Annotated in this window: 17 protein-coding genes; 13 read left to right on the top strand and 4 right to left on the bottom strand. The window is 68.9% G+C overall.

Annotated elements, in window-relative coordinates:
- The first annotated feature begins 42 nt into the window (after positions 1 to 42).
- The 11 genes from ACFFJC_RS11120 to ACFFJC_RS11170 all read left to right on the top strand — a co-directional run bounded on the left by ACFFJC_RS11120 (position 43) and on the right by ACFFJC_RS11170 (position 15,348).
- Positions 43 to 684 carry an XrtA/PEP-CTERM system exopolysaccharide export protein gene (locus ACFFJC_RS11120; protein WP_379487576.1) on the top strand — a complete coding sequence of 214 codons (642 nt, stop codon included), beginning with the start codon at positions 43 to 45 and terminating at the stop codon, positions 682 to 684.
- Positions 685 to 697: 13 nt separating this feature from the next.
- Positions 698 to 2,218 carry an XrtA system polysaccharide chain length determinant gene (locus ACFFJC_RS11125; RefSeq protein WP_379487577.1) on the top strand — a complete coding sequence of 507 codons (1,521 nt, stop codon included), beginning with the start codon at positions 698 to 700 and terminating at the stop codon, positions 2,216 to 2,218.
- A gap of 14 nt (positions 2,219 to 2,232) precedes the next feature.
- Positions 2,233 to 3,213, top strand: a complete 981-nt coding sequence (locus ACFFJC_RS11130; protein ID WP_379487578.1) for a P-loop NTPase family protein — start codon at positions 2,233 to 2,235, stop codon at positions 3,211 to 3,213.
- A gap of 5 nt (positions 3,214 to 3,218) precedes the next feature.
- The gene (locus tag ACFFJC_RS11135; RefSeq protein WP_379487579.1) at positions 3,219 to 4,952 is read left to right on the top strand and encodes a preprotein translocase subunit YajC; all 1,734 of its coding nucleotides are present in this window, start codon (positions 3,219 to 3,221) and stop codon (positions 4,950 to 4,952) included.
- A gap of 13 nt (positions 4,953 to 4,965) precedes the next feature.
- Positions 4,966 to 6,183: an XrtA/PEP-CTERM system-associated ATPase gene (locus ACFFJC_RS11140; protein ID WP_379487580.1), complete on the top strand. Its 1,218-nt coding sequence runs from the start codon at positions 4,966 to 4,968 to the stop codon at positions 6,181 to 6,183.
- A 14-nt stretch (positions 6,184 to 6,197) separates the two neighbouring features.
- On the top strand, positions 6,198 to 7,076 hold the full coding sequence (locus ACFFJC_RS11145; RefSeq protein ID WP_379487581.1) for an XrtA system polysaccharide deacetylase: 879 nt from the start codon (positions 6,198 to 6,200) through the stop codon (positions 7,074 to 7,076).
- Positions 7,073 to 8,149: a FemAB family XrtA/PEP-CTERM system-associated protein gene (locus tag ACFFJC_RS11150; RefSeq protein ID WP_379487582.1), complete on the top strand. Its 1,077-nt coding sequence runs from the start codon at positions 7,073 to 7,075 to the stop codon at positions 8,147 to 8,149. Before ACFFJC_RS11145 ends, ACFFJC_RS11150 begins: the two co-directional genes overlap by 4 nt.
- Positions 8,149 to 9,375: a TIGR03087 family PEP-CTERM/XrtA system glycosyltransferase gene (locus ACFFJC_RS11155; protein WP_379487583.1), complete on the top strand. Its 1,227-nt coding sequence runs from the start codon at positions 8,149 to 8,151 to the stop codon at positions 9,373 to 9,375. Before ACFFJC_RS11150 ends, ACFFJC_RS11155 begins: the two co-directional genes overlap by 1 nt.
- Positions 9,376 to 9,394: 19 nt before the next feature.
- A complete protein-coding gene (gene xrtA, locus ACFFJC_RS11160; protein ID WP_379487584.1) occupies positions 9,395 to 10,927 on the top strand; it encodes an exosortase A in 1,533 nt (510 codons plus the stop codon).
- A gap of 10 nt (positions 10,928 to 10,937) precedes the next feature.
- Positions 10,938 to 12,833 (top strand): XrtA/PEP-CTERM system amidotransferase, encoded by a 1,896-nt coding sequence (locus tag ACFFJC_RS11165; RefSeq protein WP_379487585.1) that lies wholly within the window; start codon positions 10,938 to 10,940, stop codon positions 12,831 to 12,833.
- 211 nt (positions 12,834 to 13,044) lie between these two features.
- Positions 13,045 to 15,348 carry an EAL domain-containing protein gene (locus ACFFJC_RS11170; protein ID WP_379487586.1) on the top strand — a complete coding sequence of 768 codons (2,304 nt, stop codon included), beginning with the start codon at positions 13,045 to 13,047 and terminating at the stop codon, positions 15,346 to 15,348.
- Positions 15,349 to 15,747: 399 nt separating this feature from the next.
- Here ACFFJC_RS11170 and zapE read toward each other — a convergent pair whose 3' ends face one another.
- From zapE to ACFFJC_RS11185, 3 genes are read right to left on the bottom strand one after another with little or no spacing between them, the layout of a single operon-like run.
- Positions 15,748 to 16,863, bottom strand: a complete 1,116-nt coding sequence (gene zapE, locus ACFFJC_RS11175; RefSeq protein ID WP_379487587.1) for a cell division protein ZapE — start codon at positions 16,861 to 16,863, stop codon at positions 15,748 to 15,750.
- On the bottom strand, positions 16,860 to 17,318 hold the full coding sequence (locus ACFFJC_RS11180; RefSeq protein ID WP_379487588.1) for a PaaI family thioesterase: 459 nt from the start codon (positions 17,316 to 17,318) through the stop codon (positions 16,860 to 16,862). Before ACFFJC_RS11180 ends, zapE begins: the two co-directional genes overlap by 4 nt.
- Before the next feature lie 18 nt (positions 17,319 to 17,336).
- On the bottom strand, positions 17,337 to 18,119 hold the full coding sequence (locus tag ACFFJC_RS11185) for a succinate dehydrogenase iron-sulfur subunit (protein WP_379487589.1): 783 nt from the start codon (positions 18,117 to 18,119) through the stop codon (positions 17,337 to 17,339).
- A gap of 304 nt (positions 18,120 to 18,423) precedes the next feature.
- Between ACFFJC_RS11185 and ACFFJC_RS11190 the strand changes: the two genes are divergently transcribed.
- On the top strand, positions 18,424 to 20,655 hold the full coding sequence (locus ACFFJC_RS11190; protein ID WP_379487590.1) for a molybdopterin-containing oxidoreductase family protein: 2,232 nt from the start codon (positions 18,424 to 18,426) through the stop codon (positions 20,653 to 20,655).
- 57 nt (positions 20,656 to 20,712) lie between these two features.
- Here the strand turns inward: ACFFJC_RS11190 and ACFFJC_RS11195 are convergent, their stop codons facing one another.
- The gene (locus tag ACFFJC_RS11195) at positions 20,713 to 23,589 is read right to left on the bottom strand and encodes an Rne/Rng family ribonuclease (protein WP_379487591.1); all 2,877 of its coding nucleotides are present in this window, start codon (positions 23,587 to 23,589) and stop codon (positions 20,713 to 20,715) included.
- A 248-nt stretch (positions 23,590 to 23,837) separates the two neighbouring features.
- Here ACFFJC_RS11195 and ACFFJC_RS11200 point away from each other — a divergent pair, with 248 nt between their 5' ends.
- Positions 23,838 to 24,176: a hypothetical protein gene (locus ACFFJC_RS11200; RefSeq protein WP_379487592.1), complete on the top strand. Its 339-nt coding sequence runs from the start codon at positions 23,838 to 23,840 to the stop codon at positions 24,174 to 24,176.
- Positions 24,177 to 24,217: the final 41 nt, after the last annotated feature.

Consider the following 24,217-nt stretch of genomic DNA (forward strand, 5'->3'; position numbering starts at 1 on the left):
CGTCTCGCGCGCGCCGGGACGGGCGCAGATTGGGAAGTGTCCATGCCGCATCGCCGCTCCGCCCTTTTCCTCGGAGTCACGCTCGCCAGCGTCGCGCTGACGGGCTGCATGGGCTCGGCATCCGGACCCGAGCTGCCCCCGGCCTCGTTCGTGGCCATGCAGGAAGGACCGGGCGAGGACTATGTCATCGGCCCGCTGGACCAGCTCACGGTCTTCGTATGGCGCAATCCGGAACTGGGCGCCAAGGTGCAGGTGCGGCCGGACGGGCGCATCACCACCCCTTTGATCAGCGACATGCCCGCGGTCGGCAAGACGCCGTCGATGTTGGCGCAGGACATCCGCCTCCAGCTCTCCCAGTACATCGAGGATCCGCTGGTCTCGGTCATCGTCGATGGCTTCTCCGGCACGTTCAGCCAGCAGATCCGCATCGTCGGCGCCACGGAGAAGCCGGCCTCGATCCCGTACCGCGCCAACATGACCGTGCTCGACGCGATGATCGCGGTGGGCGGGCTCTCGGAATACGCCGCGGGCAACAGCGCCAGGCTGATCCGCTTCGACAAGGCGAGCGGCCAGCAGAAGGAATACAACCTCCGCCTCGGCGACCTCCTCAAGAAGGGCGAGAGCAAGGCGAACGTCATGCTGAGCCCGGGCGACGTGATCATCATCCCCGAAAGCATGTTCTGAGCGCAGCACCGGCATGGACTCGCTCTACGAGGAAGCGCTCAGCGCCTTGCACAGTGTCTGGCACCGGCGCTGGCTGGCGCTCGGCGTCGCCTGGGCGATCTGCCTCCTCGGCTGGCTCGCCGTCGCCTTGGTGCCCAACACCTACGAATCGCGTGCGCGCATCTTCCTCCAGCTCGACGATGCTCTGGCCGAACAGGTGGGTATCGGCGTGGCCGACAAGAAGCGCGACATCGAGCGGATCCGGCAGACGCTGACGAGCGCCGTGAACCTCGAGAAGGTGGTGCGGGCGACCCGGCTGGGCGACACCATCGAGAACCCGAAGGCGATGGAGGCCGCGGTGCTCAAGCTGGGCAACAACGTCAAGGTCGTAAGCCAGCAGGACAACCTGTTCGAGATCACCGCGACGGCGAACGACAGCTCCTTTTCCGATGCCGAGAACGCCAGCCTGGCGCAGAGCGTGGCGCAGAAGCTGATCGACATCTTCCGCGAGGAGAACCTCTCGGGTAACCGCGGCGAGATGGTGGAGACGCTGGAGTTCGTGAACCAGCAGCTCCAGCAGCGCGAGCGTGAGCTGGAGGCGGCCGAAACGGAGCGGACGGCCTTCGAGGCATCCCACCCGGAAATGGCGCTGGGCGGCGCGGCTCTCGTCCAGCGGCTGGAGACGTCGCGGACCAGCCTGCGCGACATCGAGGCCGACCTCGCCGCGGCGCAGAGCGCGCTGGCGGCGATCGACGGCCAGCTGGGCGGCACGCCGCGCACCATCGCCGGGATCGGTGATGGCGGCGCGCAGTCCTCGCTGGCCCGGGCGCAGGCGGAACTTGCCGGGATGCGCGCGCGGGGCCTTACCGACAACCACCCGGACGTGATCGCAGCAAGGAACCAGATCGCCGCACTCAGGGGGCCTGCCTCGCAGGAGGCGGCCAACGGTGGCGGCGCGGTCAACCCGGCCTACAGCTCGCTCCAGTCGATCCGCGCGGAGCGGCAGGCCAACGTCCAGGCGCTGCAATCCCGCAAGGCGGCGCTCCAGTCCGACATCGCGTCGCTCACCGCGTCGGCGATCCAGGACCCCGAACTCGCCACCCAGGCGCAGCGGATCAATCGCGACTACGACGTGCTGCGTCAGCAGTACGACAAGCTCCTGCAGGACCGGGAGGAGCTGCGCCTGCGCGGCGAGGTGAAGACCGAGCGCGAGGCGGTGAAGTTCCAGGTCGTGGACCCGCCGACGACGCCGCGCGCGCCGATCGCGCCCAACCGGCCGGTGCTCCTCCTCGGCGTGCTCGTGGCCGGGCTGGCGGGGGGCTGCGCCGCCGCCTTCGCGCTGGGCCGCCTGCGCTCCGTCTTCACCACCGCGGGCGGTCTCGAACGCGCCACCGGGCTACCGGTGCTCGGCGCCATCTCGCACAACCTGACCGATCGCGCGCGGGCCTCGCGCCGCAAGCGCCTGAAGTACTTCTACGCTGCCGGCGCGGCGCTGGGCGGCCTGTTCGTCCTGCTCCTCGCGGCCGAGTTCATCCAGCGCGGCATGGTGGCCTGAGGGAATCCGGAAGAATGATCGATCACCGCAAGATCCCCCTTCCGAGACAACCGCAGGCGCCGGCGGGCGAATCGCTCTTCGAACGCGCGACGGACCGCTACGACCTTAACAGCCTGATCGCCATGCCGAACGCCTTCGCGGCGGAGGCGGCGGGCAGGCCGGCTCCTCGGTCGAAGGCACCGGAGGCGGCGGCACCGTCTTCTTCCCCGTTGCCGGTTGCGGAGGCGACGCCGGCCGAACCGCTGCCGCCTTCGTTCCACGGCCCTGAGCATGCCGTCGATCGCGAACACTTGCGCGAGCAGGGCCTGATCGTTCCCGAGGGCACGGTCACCGCGCTCCTGGAGGAGTTCCGCATCGTCAAGCGGCAGCTCCTGGTGCAGGCGGCGGACCTCAGAAGCCAGAAGGCCGGGCCCAAGGCGCAGCGCATCCTCATCTCCTCCCCTCACCCGGGCGAGGGCAAGACGTACTGCGCGCTCAACCTCGCGCTGTCGATCGCGGCGGAGAAGGAGAGCGAGGTCCTGCTCGTGGATGCGGATTTCGCCAAGCCCTCCATCCTGTCGGCGCTGGGGCTTCCGGGCGGGCCGGGCCTGATGAACGCTTTGATGGACGAGACGGTCGACGTCGCCGACTGCGTGCTGGGGACCGACATTCCCGGTCTCTCGGTGCTGCCGGCGGGCGATGCGAGCAGCCATGACAGCGAGTACCTGTCCACCTCGCGCACCGCGCGCGTGCTCGACCGGCTGACCGCGGGGGCGCCGCATCGCATGGTGATCTTTGATTCGCCCCCGGCGCTCGCAGCCTCGCCCGCGGCCGAACTGGCGAAGCACGTCGGGCAGGCGGTGGTCATCGTCCGGGCCGACAGGACCGGGCGCAGCGCTCTCGACGATGCGATCTCGCTGCTGGGCGCGTGTCCGAATGTGCAGCTGCTGCTGAACGCGGCGCAGTTCAGCCCGACGGGCCGCCGCTTCGGCTCCTACTATGGCTACAAGGGGTGAGGGGGATGCAGCAGCGCAGCGCCCCCCGCTGGGTCGTACTGGCCTCGGCCGTCGTGCTGGCGGTCGCGGGATCGCCGGCGGTCCGGGCGCAGTCCATCGGCTACGAGGGGCTGGGTAGCGGCGCCTCAGCAGCGCCCAGCGCACCCGAGCGCGGGCAGGCGGACCGGGCGGTCAAGCGCGCCGGTCGCGGTCGCGGGCAAGCCGGCAAGCGCATCGAGGTCGCTCCCTACATCGAGCTCAACCAGGTGGTCGGGGCCGAGCTCTCCCCCGGCGACGACGTATTGACCTATACGCAGGCGGCGGCGGGCGTCGACGCCTCGGTCGCCGGCCGGAACCATGGAGCCTCCGCCTCCATCCGCTACCAGCGCCAGTTCGGCTGGGGCAAGCGGGCCGGCGACGGCGATGCCATTTCCGGCGTGGTGCGCGGCTATGCCACCGTTACCCCGGGCGTGACGATCGAGGCCGGTGCGCTCGCCACCCAGGCCGACGTCGAGGATGGCGGCGGCGCGCTCGTCGGTGGGACGCTCGCCGGGAACGGCCGCAGCTCGGTGTACTCCGTCTATGCGGGACCCTCGGTGGCCACCCGGGCGGGGGACCTCAGTGTGTCGGCCAGCTATCGTGCGGGCTTCACCAAGGTGGACCAGGACGACGATGCCCCTGCCGTGTCCGGCGGGGGCGCCGACATCTTCGACAAGAGCACGGTGCAGGCGGCCGAAGTCCAGGCGGGCTTCGCTCCCGGTACGGTGCTGCCGGTGGGGGTGGGAGCGGCGGGCAGCTTCTCCCAGGAGGACATCGCCAACCTCGATCAGCGCGCCCGCGACATGCAGGCCCGCGCCATGGTCACGGTTCCGGTCAGCCGCACGGTCCGGGTCGTCGGCGCCATCGGCTACGAGGATGTCGAAATCTCCAGCCGTGACGCCGTTCGCGATGCAAATGGGCTGCCCGTAGTCGGGTCGGACGGTCGCTACGTGACGGACAAATCCGCACCTCGCCAACTCGCCTACGACGTCAGCGGGCTGCTTTGGGACGTCGCCGTGATGTGGCGGCCGAGCCGGCGCACCTCGCTCTCGGCCCACGTAGGGCGGCGCTACGGCTCGACCAGCTATGGCGGGACGCTCGCCTACGCGCCGGACGACCGCAGCCGCTTCAGCGTCTCGGTCTACGACAACGTCTCGGGCTTCGGCGGACAGCTCAACCGGGCGCTGGACGACTTGCCGGACGACTTCGAGGTCGTCCGCGATCCCATCACCGGAGACCTGCGCGGCTGCGTGGCCTCGCTCGAGGGTAGCAACTGCCTGTCGGGTGCGCTCGGCTCGGTCCGGTCGGCGACGTTCCGCGCCCGCGGCGTCTCGGCAAGCTACACGCTGCAGTTCGGACGCCTTTCCGCCGGGCTGGGCCTGGGCTACGATCGCCGCCGGTTCATCGCCGCGCGCGGCACCGTGCTGGCGACGGCGAACGGCGTGGTTGACGAGAACTACTGGCTGGCCGCCTACGTGGGCGGAGAGCTGGGTAGCGACGCCGGCTGGTCGGTCAACGGTTACGCGAACTGGATCAGCAGTAACGACCCGCTGTTCGCCGATCTCAACGGCTACGGCGCAACCGCAAGCTACTACCGCATGTTCACCCCCCGGCTGCGTGGTACGGTGGCGGTCGGTATCAACGGTTCGACCTACGATGGCCCGGCGATCGACGACCTGTGGAGCGCCTCGGCGCTCGCCGGGCTGCGGTACAGCTTCTGAAGGGAACAGGGCGATGTTCGACGATTTCTACGGGCTCGACGGAAGACCTTTCCAGCTCACTCCTGATCCGGCGTTCTATTTTGAAAGCGCGACGCACCGCAAGGCGCTGTCCTACCTCGGGTATGGCCTGGCGCAGGGCGAGGGCTTCGTGGTCATCACCGGCGAGGTCGGCGCGGGCAAGTCCACGCTGGTGGCCTACCTGATGGCGACCATCGACCCGGCACGCATGACCGCCGCCAACGTCGTTACCAGCGCGCTCGACGGCGAGGAGATCGTCCATGTCGTCGCGCAGTCCTTCGGGCTGCAGGTGGCCGGTCACGACAAGGCCTCGGCGCTGGGTGCGCTGGAGACCTTCTTCCACGACGAGGCCCGTGCCGGGCGGCGCTGCCTGCTGATCGTCGACGAGGCGCAGAACCTCTCCGTCAGCGCGCTGGAGGAGCTGCGCATGCTCTCCAACTTCCAGCTGGGGTCGCACCCGCTGCTGCAGACGCTGCTGCTCGGGCAACCGGAGTTCCGCGAGACGCTGCTGGAGAGCAACCGGCTCGAGCAGCTGCGCCAGCGGGTGATCGCCACCCATCACCTGGGCGCGATGCAGACCCGCGAGGTGCAGCCCTACATCGAGCATCGCCTCGGCCTCGTCGGCTGGAAGGGCAATCCGGACTTCGACCCGGCGATCTTCCCCGCCATCCACGAGGCGACCGGCGGCATTCCGCGCCGCATCAACCAGCTCGTGAACCGGCTGCTGCTGCTCGGCGCCGTGGACCGCCGCGAGCATATCGATGTCGCGATGCTGCAGCAGGTGCTCGCCGAGATGAGCGACGACGGTGCGCTGGCCGTCGTGACGCCGGCGGAGGAGCCTCAGCCGACCGGGCCGGCCCCGCTGGAAGCGGTGGCTACGGTGGAGCACGTCGCCGGGGCGCCGGTAGACGCCATCGACACCGCGGCAGCCGTCGCGCTGATCGAGGCGGCGCTGGCCGACCGCGACGCGCAGATCGGTGAGCTCCAGTCGGCCGTGGTCGAGCTTGCCGCCGCGGCCGAGGAACGCGGGGCTGCATCCGCGCAGGAACAGAGCGAAGCCGTAGCGGCGCTCCAGGCCCAGCTTGCGGAGGCGAACGCCCGGGCGGAGCGGCTGGAGGCCCGGCTCGCGGAAACCGAACGCACGCTGCGCCACACGCTCACCATGCTCATCGAGTGGATCGAGAGCGGCGACGGCGCGCGGCAGGTCGCCTGACGGAGTTCCGGCCTATGCAAGAACCGATCAACGGCCTCTCCGTGGATGTGGAGGATTGGTTCCAGGTGGGCGCCTTCGAAACCGTGATCGATCGCTCCGACTGGGGCACGCTGGCGAGCCGCGTGGAACGCAACTGCGACGAGATCCTCCAGCTCTTTGCCGATGCGGGCGTGCGCGGGACCTTCTTCACGCTTGGCTGGGTGGCGGATCGTCATCCGGCGTTGATTCGGCGCATCGTCTCGCACGGCCATGAGATCGCCAGCCACGGCTGGGATCACGAGCGGGTGTTTCGCCTCGGCCGGACCGCGTTCGCCGCCGATATCGCCCGCGCCCGCAAGACGATCGAGGATGCGGCCGGGCTGCCGGTCACCGGCTACCGCGCGCCCAGCTTCTCCCTCGACGCCCGCACGCCCTGGGCCTTCGAGGTGCTGGCCGAGCAGGGGTACGCCTATAGCTCCAGCGTCGCCCCCGTGGCCCACGACCACTACGGCTGGCGCGAGGCACCGCGTTTCGCCTTCCGGCCCGTGGCGGGACAGGACCTCGTCGAGATTCCCGTGACCACTGCGCATTTCGCAGGGCGGCGCCTGGCCGCCGGGGGGGGCGGCTTCTTCCGCGTGCTCCCCTATCACTTCTCGCGCTGGGCGATCCGGCAGGTGAACCGGGACGAAGGGCGCCCGGCGGTGTTCTACTTCCATCCCTGGGAGATCGATCCCGGCCAGCCGCGCGTGACTGGCGCCCCGCTGCGTTCGCGCCTGCGCCACTACACCCGGCTGCGGGCCATGGCGGGCAAGCTGGACCGGCTGCTCGGCGCGTTTCGCTGGGGCCGGATGGACGAACTGGCAGCGCGCGAAGCTGGCCGCGCGCTTGCCTCCCCGCTGGCACTGGCGGCATGAACGCGCCCTTTGTACCCGCGGCGCTGCGGGTGAGGCTTGCGGATCTGGACGATCCGGGCGAGTTCGCCCGGATCGAAGCATTCATCGCCCGCCACCCGCAGGGCACGCCCTTCCACCGGCCCGCCTGGTTCGTGTCGGCGGCACGGGCGACCGGCAACCGCGCGCTGGCCCTGGTGCAGGAGCGGGCGGGCGAACTCGTCGCCTTCCTTCCGCTCGATGCGATCCATTCGCCGATCTTCGGTCGGCTACTGGCGTCCACGGGTTTTGCCGTCGGCGGCGGCATGCTGGCGACTGAGGACGCCGATGCCGCGGCCGTCTTTGCGGCGGTCGCGGAGCTGGCTTCGCGGCTGTCCTGCACCGCCATCGAACTGCGCGGCGGCCTGCTGCCGCAGCAGGGGGAGGGTTGGACGCTCAGGACCGAATCGCACTGCAACTTCGCACGCGCCCTTGCGGAAGATGACGAGGCACAGCTCCTGGCGATCCCGCGCAAGCAGCGGGCCGAGGTCCGGCGATCGTTAAGCACCGACCTTGCCGTCGAGATCGGCGCCGGACCGGCCGACCGCGCCGCGCACTATGCCGTGTTCTGCGAAAGCTACCGTAACCTGGGGACACCGGTGTTCCCCCGCGCGCTGCTGGACGCGGTGCTCGACGCCTTCGGCCACGACGCCGACATCCTGACCGTGCGCCACCAGGGCGCGCCGGTGGCGAGCGTCATCAGCCTTTATCACCGAGGAACGGTGATGCCGTACTGGGGCGGCGGGACCAGCGCCGCGCGGCGACTGCGGGCCAACGACCGCATGTACTATGCGCTCATGCTCCATGCCCGGCGGCGGGGCTGCACCCGCTTTGACTTCGGACGGTCGAAGACTCTGAGCGGCGCCTATCATTTCAAGCGCAACTGGGGCTTCGAGCCCGAGCCGCTGACGTATGCCCGCTGGACCGCCCCGGGCAGCGCGCCGCGTAACGACGATCCCACCAGCTCCGGCCTGGCGCGGCAGGTCCTGGCTTGGCAGCGCCTGCCGCTGGCCGTGGCGAACCGCGTGGGCCCGCTGATCGCGCGCGGGATCGGCTGATGGGAGAGATCCTGTTCCTCTCGCACCGGATCCCCTTTCCGCCTGACCGCGGCGACAAGATCCGCTCGCACAACGTGCTCAAGGCGCTGGCGCGGATCGCCCCGGTCCACGTCGCGACTTTCGCCGATGACGCGCACGACCGGGAATGCGAACCCGAACTGGCGGCCCTGGCCGCAAGCTACCGCCTGGTGGAGCGCAGCAAACCGCTCGGCGCGGCGGGGGTGGAGGCGCTCGCCAGCGGCCGGCCGGTCAGCCTCGCCGCCTTCCACGACGCTCGCCTGCATGCCTATGTGCGCGACGTGCTGGCGCACCGGGCGATCGACGCGATCTACGTCTTCTCCGGGCAGATGGCTCAGTACGTTCCTCAGGATTTCCGCGGTCGCCGCGTGGCCGACCTGGTGGACGTCGATTCGGCCAAGTTCGAGGCCTATGCCGCCCGCGGGCGCGGCTGGCGCGCGTGGATGGAACGGCGCGAAGGGAGGTTGCTTCGTGCCGAGGAGGCCCGGATCTGCGCCACCTTCGAGACGACGCTGCTGATCAGCAGGGCTGAGGTGGCCCTGCTGCAGTCCCGCCTTTCCGCGGAATGCGGGCGCGTGCAGACGATGGCGAACGGGCTTGACGCGGCCCACTTCGACCCGGTCACGGTCGCGCCGGAGCCGCGGATGCTGGCTTGTGCCGGCCCGCGCATGATCTTCACCGGACAGATGGACTACGCGCCCAATGTCGAAGCGGCCACGCGCGCGATCGAGGCGGTGCTGCCGCTGGTGCGGGCCCGGTGCCCGAACGCCAGCCTTCACATCGTCGGCCGCAATCCACCGCGCGAGTTGGTCGCCCGAGATGGCGAGGAGGGAGTCCACGTCTGGGGGCGGGTGCCGGACATCCGGCCCTGGCTCAAGGCCGCCGACGTGGCGCTGGTGCCGCTGGAGATCGCCCGCGGTGTGCAGAACAAGGTGCTCGAGGCGATGGCCATGGGCCTGCCGGTGGTCCTCTCCCCCGGCGCGGCGACCGGCATCGATGCGCTCGACGGGCGCGACTTCGCGGTGCGCGATTCGGGCGGCAAGATGGCCCTGGCGGTGGCCGACCTCGCCAGCGCGCCCGGCACGGCGCGGCTCATGGGGGACGCCGCGCGCGCGTGGATCGTCGCGAACGCCAGCTGGCCGGCCGCGCTGGCGCGCCTGCCGGAGTTCCTTGGCATCGACGTGGACAGCCTGACCGATGCCGCCTGAGGGCGCCGCCGTACCGGTCATGCCCCGGTTCGCCCGCGGCGCAGTTCCCGCTGCCTGGCGCGCGGCGCTGCTCAGGGTGGCGCTGGCGTGGATCGCGATCATCATCGGCTTCCTGGGCGACTGGACGACGATGGCCCGCCAGTGGTGGGATATCTCCACCTACAATCACGTGGTCCTGGTGCCGCTGATCCTCGGCTGGCTGGTATGGCAGCGCAGGGCCGAGCTCGCCCGCCTCTCGCCCCGCGCCTGGTGGCCGGGGCTGCCGCTGGTGGCGGGCGCGGCCTTCGTGTGGCTGCTGGGCGCGGTGTCCGGCCTCGACCTCGCGCGGCAGGCCGGCGTCGTGGCCATGCTGGGGGCCTGCGTGCCCCTGCTGCTGGGCCCGCGCGTCAGTGCGGGGCTGCTGTTTCCGCTCTGCTATCTCGTCTTCCTGGTTCCAGCCGGCGAGGAGCTGGTCAAGCCGCTGCAGATCGTGACGGCCGACATCACCATCGCCCTCACGCGCCTCAGCGGCATACCGGCCAAGATCGACGGCGTGTTCATCGACACGCCCGCCGGGCTGTTCGAGGTTGCCGAGGCGTGCTCCGGGGTCAAGTTCCTGATCGCCATGGTGGCGTTCGGGGCGCTGACCGCCAACGTGTGCTTCCTTGCGTGGCGCCGCCGCGCCGCGATGATGGCGGCCTGCATCGTGGTGCCGGTCCTGGCGAATGGCGTCAGGGCTTGGGGCACGATTTACGCCGCGCAGATCTTCGGCGTGGAGGTCGCCGCGGGGTTCGACCATATCGTCTACGGGTGGTTCTTCTTCGCGCTCGTGCTCGGCCTCGTGATCGCCGGCGCCTGGCGCTTCTTCGACCGCCCGCTGGATGCGCCGATGATCGATGCCGAGGCGCTCGCCCGCTCGCGCCTGCTCGGCCGTCTGGAGGCTCGGTCGCTTCCCGCCGGTGCCGCTCTGCTCGGCCTCGCCATGGTGCTGGCGGGTGCGCGCGGCTGGGCGGCAGGGACCGACGCGCTCGACGCCCCGATGCCCGCGCAGGTTGCCCTTCCGCCCGTGCCCGGCTGGACGCGGGTCGATTACCGCCCGGCGATCTGGTGGGAGCCGCGGGCGCAGGGTGCCGACCACCGGTTGCTCGGCCGCTACCGGGACGGGCAGGGCAGGACCGTCGACGTCTTCTTCGCGCTCTACGCCGGGCAGGGCGAGGGCCGCGAGGCCGGCGGCTTCGGCCAAGGCGCACTGATGCCGGAGAGCGCCTGGGCCTGGCAGTCGGCCGGGCCCGCCGTCGGGCCGGGACGAAGCGAAAGGCTGCTGGGCGACGGCCGCGTGGAGCGGGTCGCCGTGACCTGGTATCGAACCGGAGACCTGTTGTCAGGCAGCAACGTGCGGCTCAAGCTCGCCGTCGTCCGCGACCGCCTGCTGCTGCGCGCGCGGCCCACCGCCATGCTGATCCTGTCTGCCGAGGACGGGCCCTCCGGCTCGGCCGCGGGCGCGATCTCCGCCTTTCGTGCCGCGTCCGGACCGCTCGGTCCATGGATCGACGGCGTGGCACGGATCAGGTAGCGCCAGCCTCATGTGCGGGATCGCCGGAATCTATCACCTGGAGACGCCCAAGCCCGTGGACCCGGCGCGAGTGGCGGCGATGTGCGATGCCATCGCGCACCGCGGGCCGGACGGGCACGGCGTCTGGGCGGCGCCGGGCGTGGCGCTGGGGCATCGGCGGCTTTCGATCATCGACCTTGCCGGCTCGCCCCAGCCGATGGCCTCGGCGGACGGGCGCGCCGTGCTCGTCTTCAACGGCGAGATCTACAACTACCGCGAGCTGCGGCAGGAGTTGAAGACGCTCGGAGCGGCGTTCCGCACCAACGGCGACAGCGAGGTGATCCTGGTGGCCTGGCAGCGGTGGGGACCGGACTGCCTGCGCCGCCTCAACGGCATGTTCGCCTTTGCGATCTATGACCTGGAAGCGCGCAGCCTGTTCCTCGCGCGCGATCGCCTGGGGGTGAAGCCGCTCTACTACGCGCCGCTGAGCGACGGCAGCGTGGCCTTCGGCTCGGAACTGAAGGCGCTCTTGGCGCACCCGCTGCTCCGTCGCGAGATCGACCCGCTGGCGGTCGAGGACTTCCTGACATGGGGCTACGTTCCGGACGAGCGGGCGATCCTGAAGGGAGTCTGCAAGCTTCCCGCGGGGCATTCGCTGCTGCTGCAACACGGCGGGCCGCTGCCGCCCGCCCGTCGCTGGTGGGACGTGTCCTTCGCAGACAGGCACAAGGGCCGACCGGCAGACCTGGAGGCCGAACTGCTCCACATGATGCGCCAGGCGGTGTCCTCGCGCATGGTGGCGGACGTGCCTTTGGGGGCGTTCCTGTCGGGCGGGGTGGACAGCTCCAGCGTGGTCGCGCTGATGGCCGAGGCGAGCGGCCGCCCGGTGCGGACCTGCTCCATCGGCTTCGACGTGGCTACGCTGGATGAAAGCGCCTATGCCCGCAAGGTGGCGGAGCGCTTCGGCACCGATCACGCGGCACGCACGGTGTCGGCTGAAGACTTCGATGCGGTGGACGAGCTGGCCGCGCTGTTCGACGAGCCCTTCGCGGACGCCTCGGCGCTTCCGACCTGGCGGGTGTGCAAGATGGCGCGCGAATCGGTGACGGTCGCGCTCTCGGGCGACGGCGCCGACGAGGCGCTCGCCGGCTATCGCCGCCACGTCTTCCAGCATGGCGAGGACACGGTGCGGGCTCTGGTGCCCCAGCGGATACGCGCTCCGCTGTTCGGCACGCTGGGCAACCTCTATCCCAAGGCCGATTGGGCTCCCCGCATGTTCCGGGCCAAGTCCACGCTGCTCTCGCTCGCCGGCGATTCGGCGCAGGGTTACGCGCGGTCGATCGCCTACCTGGCGCCGGAAGCGCGCGAGGCGCTGTACTCGGACGATTTCCTGCGCCTGCGCGGAAGCTACCGCGCGGAGGATCCGGTCATCGCGCTGATGCGCTCCGCCCCGGCGCGCTCGGGCCTAGACCGGGCCCAGTACGCCGACCTCAAGGTCTGGTTGCCGGGAGACATCCTCACCAAGGTGGACCGGACCAGCATGGCGGCGGGCCTGGAGGCGCGGGAACCGCTGCTCGACCATCGTCTCGTCGAATTCGCCGCCGGTCTGCCAGAGTCGATGCGCGTGCGCGGGGGGCAGGGCAAGTGGCTGATGAAGAAGGCGATGCGCCGCTTCCTGCCCGACGAAATCCTCTATCGCCCCAAGCAAGGTTTCGTTACGCCGATCGCGCAGTGGTTCCGCGGGCCGCTGGCAGAGACCGCGCGCGAGATCGCGGGCGGGGCGGCGCTCGCCCGCACCGGGTGGTTCGATACGCGGCGGCTCTCCGGCCTGGTGGAGTCGCATATCGCCGGAACCTCCGACCATGCGCGACTGCTCTGGCAGCTGCTGATGCTCGACAAGGCGTTAACCAGACTCGATAGCGTTTGAGTCTTCCCCAATCCGCCAGCCGGCGCGATGCGGGCTGCCACGAGAGAAGTGGCAACAACTACACTCATTCTTAGTACCTTTGCGCTAGTCCGGCTGGTGCGTAGCGTCACAACAGGGCGTGAATGAACAGAATTGGTCGCCATCGCGGGGTCTTGGGACGAGCGCTTGCTCGATTGCGGCCGTGCGCCCGCGAGGCAGGACGACTCTTGCCATGAGCGGAATTTTCACCCGCATCCGAGCCTTCTGGGCCAAGCCGCGCGTGAGAATCGTGTTCTGGGCTGCCTTGACCGGCCTGCTCATGGGCGTCAGCGGCGCAGGCCTGCCGCTGGAGGATTATCTTCGCACGCTGCGGTGGATGTCGCGCACGCAGCCGGCGGGAGGCGACATCGTCGTTGTCCTGCAGGATTCGCGGACACTGATCGAACTCGGCGTCAACGACACCACCCACGGCAACGACGCCGATGCGATCACCCATCTGTTCCGCGCCGGAGCCAAGCGCGTCTACTTCGGCCGCTCGTTCTCCACCCCTGGCGCGCCGCAGGACGATGCGAAGTTCCTCGCCGCGCTGAAGGCGCACCGCGGCAAGGTGATCCTGGGCGCCGCGGTCGACAGCAATGGCCAGATGGGCAACTACGCGGCCAAGATACCGCTCCCGGCCTACCGCGAGTACGCGGGCATGGCGTCGGTGCTGGTCAAGCACCGACCCCTCAACCTGACCGTGAAGCTGCCCTATTCCTCCGGCAGCCCCGTCGGTCAGATCCCGTCGATCTCCGCCTCCATCGCCGGCGTGACGCGCGGGCCCGAGGACCTGTACTTCCCGGATTTCTCCATCGCCGTCGGTTCCTATCCCACCCTCAGCTACATCGACGTGATCCGCGGCAGGCTGGATCCCGGGGCGGTCAGGGGCAAGGACGTCCTCATCGTTCCTGCGGCGGTGGCGTTCAACGACATCCATTCGATTCCAGGGCAGGAGCTCAGTGCCCCCGGCGGCTACTTCCACGCCATCGGGGCCGACACGCTGCGGCGGGGCATCCCGCGGGAGTACCGCTGGTTCCCGGCCTACCTGCTGGTGCTGATCGTCATCGTTTCCGGGCTGGGCCGGGGCAGGGTGCTGGACGCCTACCGGTTCACGGGTCTCGTCGCGGTACTGGGGGCCGCTCCGTTCCTGCTCGATCTCGTGTCGATCCAGATCGAGGTGGTCCCCGCCTTCTGCGTCGCTCTCGTGGCCGTCATCCGGATGCGCACGCTGGACCGGGTCGAGGAAGCGGGCGAGACCAACACGGGCTCGGGGCTGCCCAGCGTGCAGGCGCTGCGCAACTCCACCGATCTCTCGGCGCGGATTCTCGTCGCGTTGAAGATCCGCAACTACGGCGGGATCATCGGCAGCTTCGCCGAGCATGTCGAGGCGCAGCTGGCGAAGGAGATCGTCCGCCGTATCCGCATCAGCGACGAAAGCGTCCTGATCTATCACGAAGGCGGCATGTTCGTGTGGCTCTCGTCCATCCGCAGCAGCTTCGACCTGTTCGAGAACCTGGAGGGCCTGCACCGGATCGTGCAGAACGGCATCCAGGTCGGCGGTATCGACATCGACCTGTCGTTCAACTGCGGCATCGATTCTGAATTCGACCGTGCCCTTTCCAGCCGCGTGGCCAGCGCGATGCAGGCAGCGGAGGAAGCGGTCCGCAGCGACGAACTCGTCTGCCAGCACGACGGACGGAAGCAAGAAGCGCAGTGGGAGATCTCGCTGCTCACCTCGCTCGACCGCGCGATCGACAACGGCGAAGTCTGGGTCGCGTACCAGCCCAAGCTCGACTTGCGCTCCAACCGCATCACCGGTGCGGAAGCCCTGGTGCGCTGGACTCATCCTGATCGCGGCCCCATCGGTCCCGACAAGTTCATCCGCATCGCGGAGGAGTTCCACCGGATCGAGCGCATCACCCGCTTCGTCATCAACGATGCGGTGCGCGTGGCCGTGGAGCTGGAGCGCAGCGGCTACGAGATGACGATGTCCGTCAACATCTCGGCTCAACTTCTGCGCAATGCCGGGCTGCCGGGCATGATCTCCGAGATCCTGGCGGTACATGGACTGTCACCGAACCGGCTGATCCTGGAGATCACGGAGACCGATCGCCTCGATCGCAGTTCGCGCACATTCCAGATGCTCCAGCGCCTCGTGCAGTCGGGGCTGCGCCTCTCGATCGACGACTTCGGTACCGGCAATGCGACCATCGACTACCTGCGCTACCTTCCGGCTAGCGAGGTGAAGATCGACAAGACCTTCGTGTCCTCGATGGAAGGCAGCAAGGAAGACCTGCTGCTGGTCCAGTCGATCATCGAAATGGCGCACTCGCTCGACCGCGTGGTGGTGGCAGAGGGTGTGGAAACCGCCCAGGCGTTGGAGCTGCTCGAGAACCTCGGGTGTGACCTGGTCCAGGGCTACCACGTGAGCCGCCCTGTCCCGTTCCGGGACTTCCTGAGCTTCGTTTCGGGACGGAGAGCGCGATTGATTGGTTAAAAATTCCTTGATGCCGTTTTAACCCATTGTTATCCATTTGTTGCGGCCGCAGCACGTGGCCGCTTTACATGGGGAATGACAATGACCAAGGACATGTGGGGCGACGGATGGTGGGGCGGCGGTCTCTAATAGAGACGCTACCTGCTGAAGCCCCGCTCACAAGGCCGGGCTGTCGCAAGTAAACAGAAGCGCTTTTCAGAAGAACTCCTGTCTTTTGAAAAGCGCTTTTTCTTTGCCTGCAGTTCAGCGTCAATCGGGCGACAATTCAGCAAGTGCCTGCGGTCGCGCGCGAACACGGATCGCCCGAAGGCGGAGTTGACGCTTCGGTGCATCAGCGGAAGCGGCAGTGCTCGAAAGCAGGCTTGATGGCGTTCCCGATTCGGGACTGCGTTAAGGCTTTCAGCCTTCGCCGTGGCCGAGGGCGAGATATTCGGCGCTCTGCATCTCGTTGAGACGGCTGATCGTGCGATCGAATTCGAACCGCCCGGTTCCCGATTCATACAGATCGTCCGGCGCCGCGTCGGCAGCCGCGATCAGCTTCACCTTGTTCTCGTAAAGCGCGTCGATCAGCGTCACGAAGCGCGCCGCCTCGTTCCGGCGGTCGGGCCCCATCTTCGGGATGCCGACCAGGATCACCGTGTGATAGGCACGAGCGATGGCGAGGTAGTCCGCGGCGCCCCGGGCTTCGCCGCAGAGGCGCTTGAAGCTGAACACGCCCACGCCCTTGAGGCTCTTGGGGACGTGCAGCATGCGCCCGCCGCCCACGTCGATCTCGGCCGAGGGAACGTGCTCGCTGTCCTCGGGCGGATAGTCGGTGAGGCGGTAGAACGCCTCGCGCGCCGCTTCGGTCGCCGCCTCGCCCAGCGGCATGTGCCAGGTGGCCATGCCGCCGAGGCGCTGCATGCGGTAGTCGGTCGGCCCGTTGAGCGTCAGCACGTCCAGCTCCTGCTCGATCAGCGCGATGAACGGCAGGAAGTGTTCGCGGTTGAGCCCGTCCTTGTAGAGCTCGGAAGGCGCACGGTTGGAGGTCGTCACGATCGTCACGCCCTCGTTCACGATGAGATGCGTGAACAGCCGGCTCATGATCATCGCGTCGGCCGAGTTGTTGACCACCATCTCGTCGAAGGCGAGGCAGCGCACGGTGCGGGCGAGGGCTGCCGCGACCGGCGGGATGGGGTCTCCCGTCTCCTTCTTGCGCTCGTCGCGCAGCAGCGCGTGGACTTCGAGCATGAAGGCATGGAAGTGGACGCGGCGCTTGCCGGGGATGTCGAGGGTCTGGACGAAAAGGTCCATCAGCATCGACTTTCCGCGACCCACGCCGCCCCACATGTAGACGCCGCGCGGGCTGCTGGCCTTCTTGCCGAGGAGCTTGCCGAAGAGCCCCGTCGCGGACGATGCTTTGTAGAGATCGCGCTGGAGCCGGTTGAGGCGCTCCGCCGCCGCGGCCTGTTCGGGGTCCGAGCGCAGCTCGCCCGTCGCCACCAGGGCCTCGTAGCGTTCCAGCATCGCGGTCATCGCGCGCTCGGCTTGCGAAGGGTGCCGACAAAGCTCGACACCAGGTGTTCGTCCTGCTCCACGGTGCCGCGCAGGAACACGAGGCGGCGGGTCTCCTTCATCACCTCGCAGACCACGTCGAGCGGCTCGCCCACGCGGCCCGCGCCGATGAACTGGTTGTGCAGGTCGAGCGTGACGGAGCCGGCGGCATCGGCGCCCAGCACGGTGTAGATCGCGGCGAACATCGCCACGTCGATGAGGGCGAGGGTGACGCCGCCGTGGACATTGCCGTGCAGGTTGCTGTGCCGCGTCTCCGGCTCGACCAGACGCACGCGGGCACCGCGTTCGCCCTCGCGGCGGATGATCATCCGCCCGAGGCCCTGCGAGTTGAAACGGGAGCCGTCGTCCAGCCGCCACGAGTGCCAGCCCGGAAAATCCGGGTCTGGCTCGTGGATGAATGTGCCGCCTTGCGCCACGGGAGACCCCGGTCCGGCTTAGATCTGGCGCTCCGCCTGCATCTTCTTGATTTCCGCGATCGCGCGTGCGGGCGACAGGCCCTTGGGGCACACGTTGGCGCAGTTCATGATCGTGTGGCAGCGATAGAGGCGGAAGGGGTCCTCCAGCTCGTCCAGACGCTCGCCGGTCATCTCGTCACGGCTGTCGGCCAGCCAGCGATAGGCCTGGAGCAGGATGGCCGGGCCGAGGAACTTGTCGGAGTTCCACCAGTAGCTCGGGCAGGAGGTGGAGCAGCAGGCGCACAGGATGCACTCGTAGAGGCCGTCCAGCTTCTCGCGCTGCTCGGGGGTCTGGAGGCGCTCCTTGCCCGAGGGCGTGGTCGAAACCGTCTGCAGCCAGGGACGAATCGAGGCGTACTGCGCATAGAAGTGCGTGAAGTCGGGCACGAGATCCTTGATCACGTCCATGTGCGGCAGCGGGGTGATCCGGATGTCGCCCTTGAGATCCTCGATCGCGGTGGTGCAGGCGAGGCCGTTCTTGCCGTTCATGTTCATCGAGCACGAGCCGCAGATGCCTTCGCGGCAGGATCGGCGGAACGTCAGGGTGGAGTCCTGCTCGTTCTTCATCTTGATGAGCGCGTCGAGCACCATCGGGCCGCACGTGTCGAGGTCGATCTCGAACGTGTCGTAACGCGGGTTCTCGCCCGAGTCGGGATCGTAGCGATAGACGGTGAACTTCTTGACCTTGGTCGCGCCCTCCGCCTTGTGGACTTTGCCCCGCTTGCTGATCTTGCTGTTGGCCGGGAGGATGAAGGTCGCCATGAAGAATCCCCGTGGTCTTGCACTGCGGCATGAACTGCCATGTGGTCCCCCTCTAGCGATTCGCCCGCATAGGGCAAGGGGTGACAATGGCGAGGTATGATCGCCTCGCGAGCGCTCGCTGCCTGCGGAGCGACGCCTTCGGGCGGTGACACCATGGAGAGGGCGCGCACCGTGCAAGCGATGGCTCTGGAAGGTGTTGAGCCGGGCTTCGGCCGCCGGATCGCTCGCGCTTGCCGCAAGGGACAAGGCGATCCAGTCGAAGCCGTGGGGAGCGCCTGCTAGGCTCGGAGCGGGAGACACCCGCATGATCGAAGCCGTCAAGACCTTCTGCCGCAACTGCAGCGCGCTGTGCGCCATGGAAATCGAGGTGGAGGACGGGCGCATGTTGCGGGCGCGGCCGGACGGCAGCGTCTCTCCCTATGGAGCGTACCTGTGCCCCAAGGGGCTTTCCTCCATCGCGTTCCACAACGGCGCGGAGGACCGGCTGCTGCAAAGCCTGGCGCGCGGGCCGGACGGAGAGCTGGCGCCGGTGGAGGCCGAGGTCGCTCTCGATGCGATCGGGGCGAGGCTCAAGACGCTGGTCGAGGCGCACGGGCCGCGCTGCGTCGCCGTCTATCACGGCACCGGCGCGTACCGCTCCGTGCTCGGCGGGCTCATGGAGCGGGCCTTCGTCGCGGCCTTGGGCACACCGAACTTCTTCTCGACCATGACCATCGACCAGTCGGCCAAGTGGGTGACGATGGCGCGCATGGGCGTGATGGCGAGCGGGAAGAATGCCCTGCGCGACTGCGACGTGGCGCTGCTGGCGGGGGGCAATCCGCTCGTCACGCACCAGGGCGCGCCTTTCGCGCTGGCGGAGAGCGGAGCGCCTTCGCGCGGGTTCGAGGCGGCGCGCGCGAACGGATGCAAGGTCATCCTGGTCGACCCGCGCCGGACCGAGACGGCGCGCCATGCCGACCTGCTGATCCAGCCGCTGCCGGGCCACGACGCCGCGATCTTCGCGGCGATCGCCCATGTCCTGCTGCGCGACGGAACCTGGGATCGTGGCTTCGTGGAGACATGGTGCAACGGCCTCGACGCCGTGCGCGCCGCGGTGGCGCCGTTCACGCCCGAGCTGGCGGCGCGGCGAGCGGACGTTCCGGTGGAGCAGATCGAGCTCGCCGCCCGCTGGCTGGGGGAGGGGCGGCGGGTCTACGCCGGCAGCGGCACGGGGCCTTCGTTCTCCGCCCACTCCAACACCAACGACCACATGATCGAACTGGTGAACGCGCTGTGCGGCGGTTATCGGCGCGCAGGGGACCGGATGCGCAATCCGGGCACGCTGCGTACCAGGCCGGCCTTCGAGATGGCCGTGGCGCCCACCCGCAGCTTCGAGCACGAGCCCCGCTGCCTCAGCGCCGATACCGGCCAGCTCCTCGGCGAGATGCCGAGTGCGCTGCTGCCCGCGGAGATCACCGTCGACCACCCGGATCGCATCCGCGCTCTTATCGTCCTGGGCGGCGATCCGCTCATGGCTGTGGGAGACCCGGGCTTCGCCGCCCCCGCGTTCGAGCAGCTGGACTTGCTCGTCTGCCTGGATGCCCGCCTGAACGCCACCGGGCGCACCGCCGACTACGTCCTCGCCACCAGCCAGCCGTTCGAGCGGCACGAGATCTCGATCCCCGGCGACGCGCTCTATCCCGAGCCCTTCGCGCAGTACACCCGCCCGGTGGTGGCAAAGCCGGTGGGAGTGCTCGACGACTGGGAGGTCTACTGGGCGCTGGCGGCCCGGATGGGCCTGCCGCTGACCTTCAAGTTCTGGAACTATGGCCTGCGCTTCGAGGATATTCCCGAAGGGCTTGCGCTGAGCCCGACAGAGAAGCCCGATCCCGAAAGCCTCTGCCGCTTCCTGGCGTCCGGCAGTGCGGTCCCGTTCGATGACCTGCTCGCCTGCCCGCAGGGGGTGCGGCCCACGATGGCCGATCACTTCGTCCAGCCGGCACCGATCGCGGGCGGACGGCTGGAGCTGATGCCCGTCGACGTGGCCCGCGAGCTCGCGGCGATCCTGCAGGAGGAGGATGGCGACGCGCAGTGCTCCGCCGGGTTCCGCTATCGCCTCATCAGCCGGCGCGTGCTCCATGCGCTCAACGGGGCGTTCCGGGGCTCGGAGCAAGTGCGCAGGCGTCTGCCGATCAACTACGCCTACATGAACCCCGCCGACATGGCGCGCGAAGGGCTGGCCGACGACGATTGGGTCGAGATTGCCTCGCACGATGGCGCCGTCGTGACGCAGGCGAGGGCGGAGGACCGCCTGAGGCCGGGCGTGGTCTCGATGACGCACATGTTCGGCCCCTTGGTCTCGACCGGCGATCCGGCTGCTGACGGAGGGGCCAACGTCGGCCAGCTGACTTCCCTCACGCGGGGACTGGAGCCGATCAACTTTATGCCGCGCTTTTCCGGCATCGCGGTGCGCGTGTGCCGGCGTGGCCTGGCCGGGAAGCCTACCAGGTTCTCAGTGCAGCAGGACGGGCGCAAGGCCACGACCCCTGGTCCATAAACGCGAAGCGCCGCGGGTGGTGGGACCACCCGCGGCGCCTGCGTCGCTTGTTCAGGATCAGTTGCCGAACGTGCGCTGCCACCAGCCACGGCGGGGCGAGGGCGAGCCATCGGCCTCGCTCTCGGCGTCCGCTTCGGGAGCGACGGCTTCGTCGTTCGCCGGCTCGGCGGCGATGTCCGGCTCCGCTTCGGGAGCGGCTGCCTCGGGCGCCGTCTCGGCTTCGACGTCGGCCTTCTTGCGGCGGGTGCGCTTGGGCTTGGCCGGCGCCGCGTCCACTGCGGCTTCGGCCGGCGCTTGCGCGGCGGCATCGGCCTCCGCGTCGGCCTTCTTGCGACGGGCGCGCTTGGGCTTGGCGGGTGCGTCCTCGGCTTCGGGCGTAGCCGGAGCTTCGGCCGTTGCCTCACCCTCGGCATCGGCCTTCTTGCGACGGGTGCGCTTGGGCCTGGCCGCGGCTTCCTCGGCGACCGGCTCTGACGGGACCTCTGCCGCGACCTCTACCGGCGCCTCGGCAACCGTTTCGGCCTCCGCATCCGCCTTCTTGCGACGGGTGCGCTTGGGCTTGGCGGGTACCTCCTCGGCGATGGGCTCGGCGGAGGCCTCGGCTTCGATCACGGCATCCGCGACGGGCGCTTCTGCATCGTCCTCGGCCAGTTCGAGGCCTTCGACGCCGGGGAGCGCGTCGCTCTCGGCAGCGCCGATCTCGCCCTCGACGCCGTTCTCGCCCTCGGCACCGTTCTCGTCACCACGACGACCGCGCCGGCGACGACCACCGCGGCGGCGGCGCTTCTTGGGCGCGCCGTTCTCGTCGCCTTCGCTGGCCGCGCTCTCGGACTCTTCGCCTTCGACCTCGTCCTCGGCGCCGGTGTCGTCGGACCCGGTGTCCTCGGATTCGCCCTCGGCCGCTTCAGCCTCGATGGCGTCGCCCGACTGCTCGTCGCGGCGATTGCGGCTGCGGCGACGCTTGCGGCGCTTGCGGCGACCGCCGCCTTCGCCTTCACCCTCGTCGCTCGCGCGCTCCGACGCGTCCTCGCGCTCGAGTTCCTCGGCCTCTTCCTCCTCGTCGATGAAGTCGTCCTCGACCTCCTCGGCGATCGGATCGAAGCGCGGCACGAACTCGTTGCGCGGACCGGAGGAGAGGACGCGCATCTTGGCGCCCTCGTTCTCGCCCTCGGGGATCACCTCGACCGTCACGCCGTAGCGATCCTCGATGTCCGCCAGGTCGGCCCGCTTGGCGTTGAGCAGATAGACCGCAGCCTCGGTGCTCGCGAACAGCGAGACGACCACGCCCTTGCCCTTGGCAGCCTCGTCCTCGATGAGGCGCAGAGCGGAGAGGCCCGCCGAGCTGGCCGTGCGGACCAGGCCGGTGCCGTCGCAGTGCGGGCAGGAGCGGGTGGTCGCTTCCAGAACGCCGGTGCGCAGACGCTGGCGGCTCATCTCCATGAGGCCGAAGCTGGAGATGCGGCCGACCTGGATGCGCGCCCGGTCGTTCTTGAGCGCGTCCTTCATCGCCTTCTCGACCTTACGGACATTGGAGCCGTACTCCATGTCGATGAAGTCGATGACGACAAGCCCAGCCATGTCGCGCAGGCGCAGCTGGCGGGCGATTTCCTGAGCAGCCTCGAGGTTGGTGGCGACCGCCGTCTGCTCGATGCCGTGCTCCTTGGTGGCGCGGCCCGAGTTGATGTCGATCGAGACGAGCGCCTCGGTCGGGTTGATGACGATGTAGCCGCCCGAACGCAGCTGCACGACGGGGTCGTACATCGCGGTCAGCTGGTCCTCGGCGCCGAAGCGCTGGAACAGGGGGACAGGGTCGGAGTACGGCTTCACCTTGCGCGCGTGGCTGGGCATCAGCAGCTTCATGAACTCGCGGGCGGCGCGATAGCCGTCCTCGCCCTCGACCATGATCTCTTCGATGTCGCGGTTGTAGATGTCGCGGATGGCGCGCTTGATGAGGTCGCTGTCCGAATGGATCAGCGTCGGCGCGGCCGAACGCAGCGTCATCTCGCGCAGTTCGTCCCAGAGGCGGGCGAGATAGTCGAAGTCGCGCTTGATCTCGGTCTTGGTGCGCTGCAGTCCGGCGGTGCGCACGATGCAGCCCATCGAGCGCGGGAGGTCGAGCTCGGCGATGATCGACTTCAGGCGCTTGCGGTCCGACGCGGAGCTGATCTTGCGGCTGATGCCGCCGCCATGGCTCGAGTTCGGCATGAGCACGCAGTAGCGGCCAGCGAGGCTGAGATAGGTGGTCAGCGCCGCACCCTTGTTGCCGCGCTCTTCCTTCACGACCTGGACCAGCAGCACCTGGCGACGGTGGATCACGTCCTGGATCTTATAGCGGCGACGCAGCGCCATGCGCTTGGCGCGCAGCTCGTCGGCTTCCTTCGAGCGGCCCGAGGACTTGCCCTGGCGACGACGACCGCGGCCGCGGCGGTTGCCGCTTTCGCTCTCGCCCTCTTCGCCGGCCTCCCCCTCGTCGTCGGCATGGAACGGGTTCTCGACCGCGCCGTCCTCGATGGTGGCGACCTGGTCCTTCTCCGAGGTGTCGACCTCGGTCAGCCCGCCGCCGTTCTCGTAGCCCTCGTCGCCGTATTCGCCATCCTCGTCCTCGTCGTCACCCTCGCTGGCACGCAGCGCGGCTTCTTCTTCGGCATGGGCGGCTTCTTCGGCCAGCAGGGCCTCGCGATCCTCCTTGGGGATCTGGTAGTAGTCCGGGTGGATTTCGCTGAACGCCAGGAACCCGTGGCGATTGCCGCCGAAGTCCACGAAGGCGGCCTGGAGCGAAGGCTCCACGCGGGTCACCTTCGCCAGGTAGATGTTGCCCTTTATCTGCTTGCGTTCGGTCGACTCGAAGTCGAACTCCTCAATGCGATTTCCCTTGACTACCGCCACCCGCGTTTCTTCCGGGTGGCGCGCATCGATGAGCATGCGCGTTGCCATTTGATATTCTCCGTGCGCGTCCGCGCCCGGCCGGATCAGCCAGGGGGACGCGATTGTGTTCGATGTAAGCGGATGTGCCCGTGTGCGTCGCCAGGGCGCGACCGTTCACGGCGACGTCCCTTGCTTCGCGGGCATGTTCTTGCGCAGGGTCGGAGCAATCCAGCGCCCCGTGCGCGGCGAATGTATGGGCCGTCCCGAAGGCGGCGGGCATGTCGGCCGCCGCGAGGGCGGCAGTTGCGTCTGCGAACATGAGATTGCGCGGCGTATCCGGACGCGCGGAAGATTGCGGCCACACCGCCCACGCCCTTTCGGGCGTCGGCTGGCAGGGCGGCAACTGGCTTCTCATGGCTCGCTTCAACCTGTGCGGTTTGTCCCGGAAAGTGATTTTCCGGTCTTTGGCACCGTGGCAACGGCTCGGCCGGTCCCGTCCGGCGCAATATGGTGTGTCGCTGCCGGAATGCGAGGGGGCCGAAAGCATGGTTGCTTCGGGTAGCTTCGGCCTAGCATCCATGCACGTGTACGGCAAGTTGCTTGGTCCAACCCGTTTTTTGTTCGCGCGGAGGACGGCGCATCCAGGGGAACGTTGAAAAGCGGGGCGCGCAGGATTGCCGCGCCTGCGATCCGGACC

The organism is Novosphingobium soli, assembly GCF_042432915.1.
Lineage (GTDB): Bacteria > Pseudomonadota > Alphaproteobacteria > Sphingomonadales > Sphingomonadaceae > Novosphingobium > Novosphingobium soli.

Excerpts from the sequence above, each read along its gene's own strand:
- ACFFJC_RS11120 (WP_379487576.1), top strand. The coding sequence starts at position 43 with ATGCCGCATCGCCGCTCCGCCCTTTTCCTCGGAGTCACGCTCGCCAGC.
- ACFFJC_RS11125 (WP_379487577.1), top strand. The coding sequence starts at position 698 with ATGGACTCGCTCTACGAGGAAGCGCTCAGCGCCTTGCACAGTGTCTGG.
- ACFFJC_RS11130 (WP_379487578.1), top strand. The coding sequence starts at position 2,233 with ATGATCGATCACCGCAAGATCCCCCTTCCGAGACAACCGCAGGCGCCG.
- ACFFJC_RS11135 (WP_379487579.1), top strand. The coding sequence starts at position 3,219 with ATGCAGCAGCGCAGCGCCCCCCGCTGGGTCGTACTGGCCTCGGCCGTC.
- ACFFJC_RS11140 (WP_379487580.1), top strand. The coding sequence starts at position 4,966 with ATGTTCGACGATTTCTACGGGCTCGACGGAAGACCTTTCCAGCTCACT.
- ACFFJC_RS11145 (WP_379487581.1), top strand. The coding sequence starts at position 6,198 with ATGCAAGAACCGATCAACGGCCTCTCCGTGGATGTGGAGGATTGGTTC.
- ACFFJC_RS11150 (WP_379487582.1), top strand. The coding sequence starts at position 7,073 with ATGAACGCGCCCTTTGTACCCGCGGCGCTGCGGGTGAGGCTTGCGGAT.
- ACFFJC_RS11155 (WP_379487583.1), top strand. The coding sequence starts at position 8,149 with ATGGGAGAGATCCTGTTCCTCTCGCACCGGATCCCCTTTCCGCCTGAC.
- xrtA (WP_379487584.1), top strand. The coding sequence starts at position 9,395 with ATGCCCCGGTTCGCCCGCGGCGCAGTTCCCGCTGCCTGGCGCGCGGCG.
- ACFFJC_RS11165 (WP_379487585.1), top strand. The coding sequence starts at position 10,938 with ATGTGCGGGATCGCCGGAATCTATCACCTGGAGACGCCCAAGCCCGTG.
- ACFFJC_RS11170 (WP_379487586.1), top strand. The coding sequence starts at position 13,045 with ATGAGCGGAATTTTCACCCGCATCCGAGCCTTCTGGGCCAAGCCGCGC.
- zapE (WP_379487587.1), bottom strand. The coding sequence starts at position 16,863 with ATGACCGCGATGCTGGAACGCTACGAGGCCCTGGTGGCGACGGGCGAG.
- ACFFJC_RS11185 (WP_379487589.1), bottom strand. The coding sequence starts at position 18,119 with ATGGCGACCTTCATCCTCCCGGCCAACAGCAAGATCAGCAAGCGGGGC.
- ACFFJC_RS11190 (WP_379487590.1), top strand. The coding sequence starts at position 18,424 with ATGATCGAAGCCGTCAAGACCTTCTGCCGCAACTGCAGCGCGCTGTGC.
- ACFFJC_RS11195 (WP_379487591.1), bottom strand. The coding sequence starts at position 23,589 with ATGGCAACGCGCATGCTCATCGATGCGCGCCACCCGGAAGAAACGCGG.
- ACFFJC_RS11200 (WP_379487592.1), top strand. The coding sequence starts at position 23,838 with ATGAGATTGCGCGGCGTATCCGGACGCGCGGAAGATTGCGGCCACACC.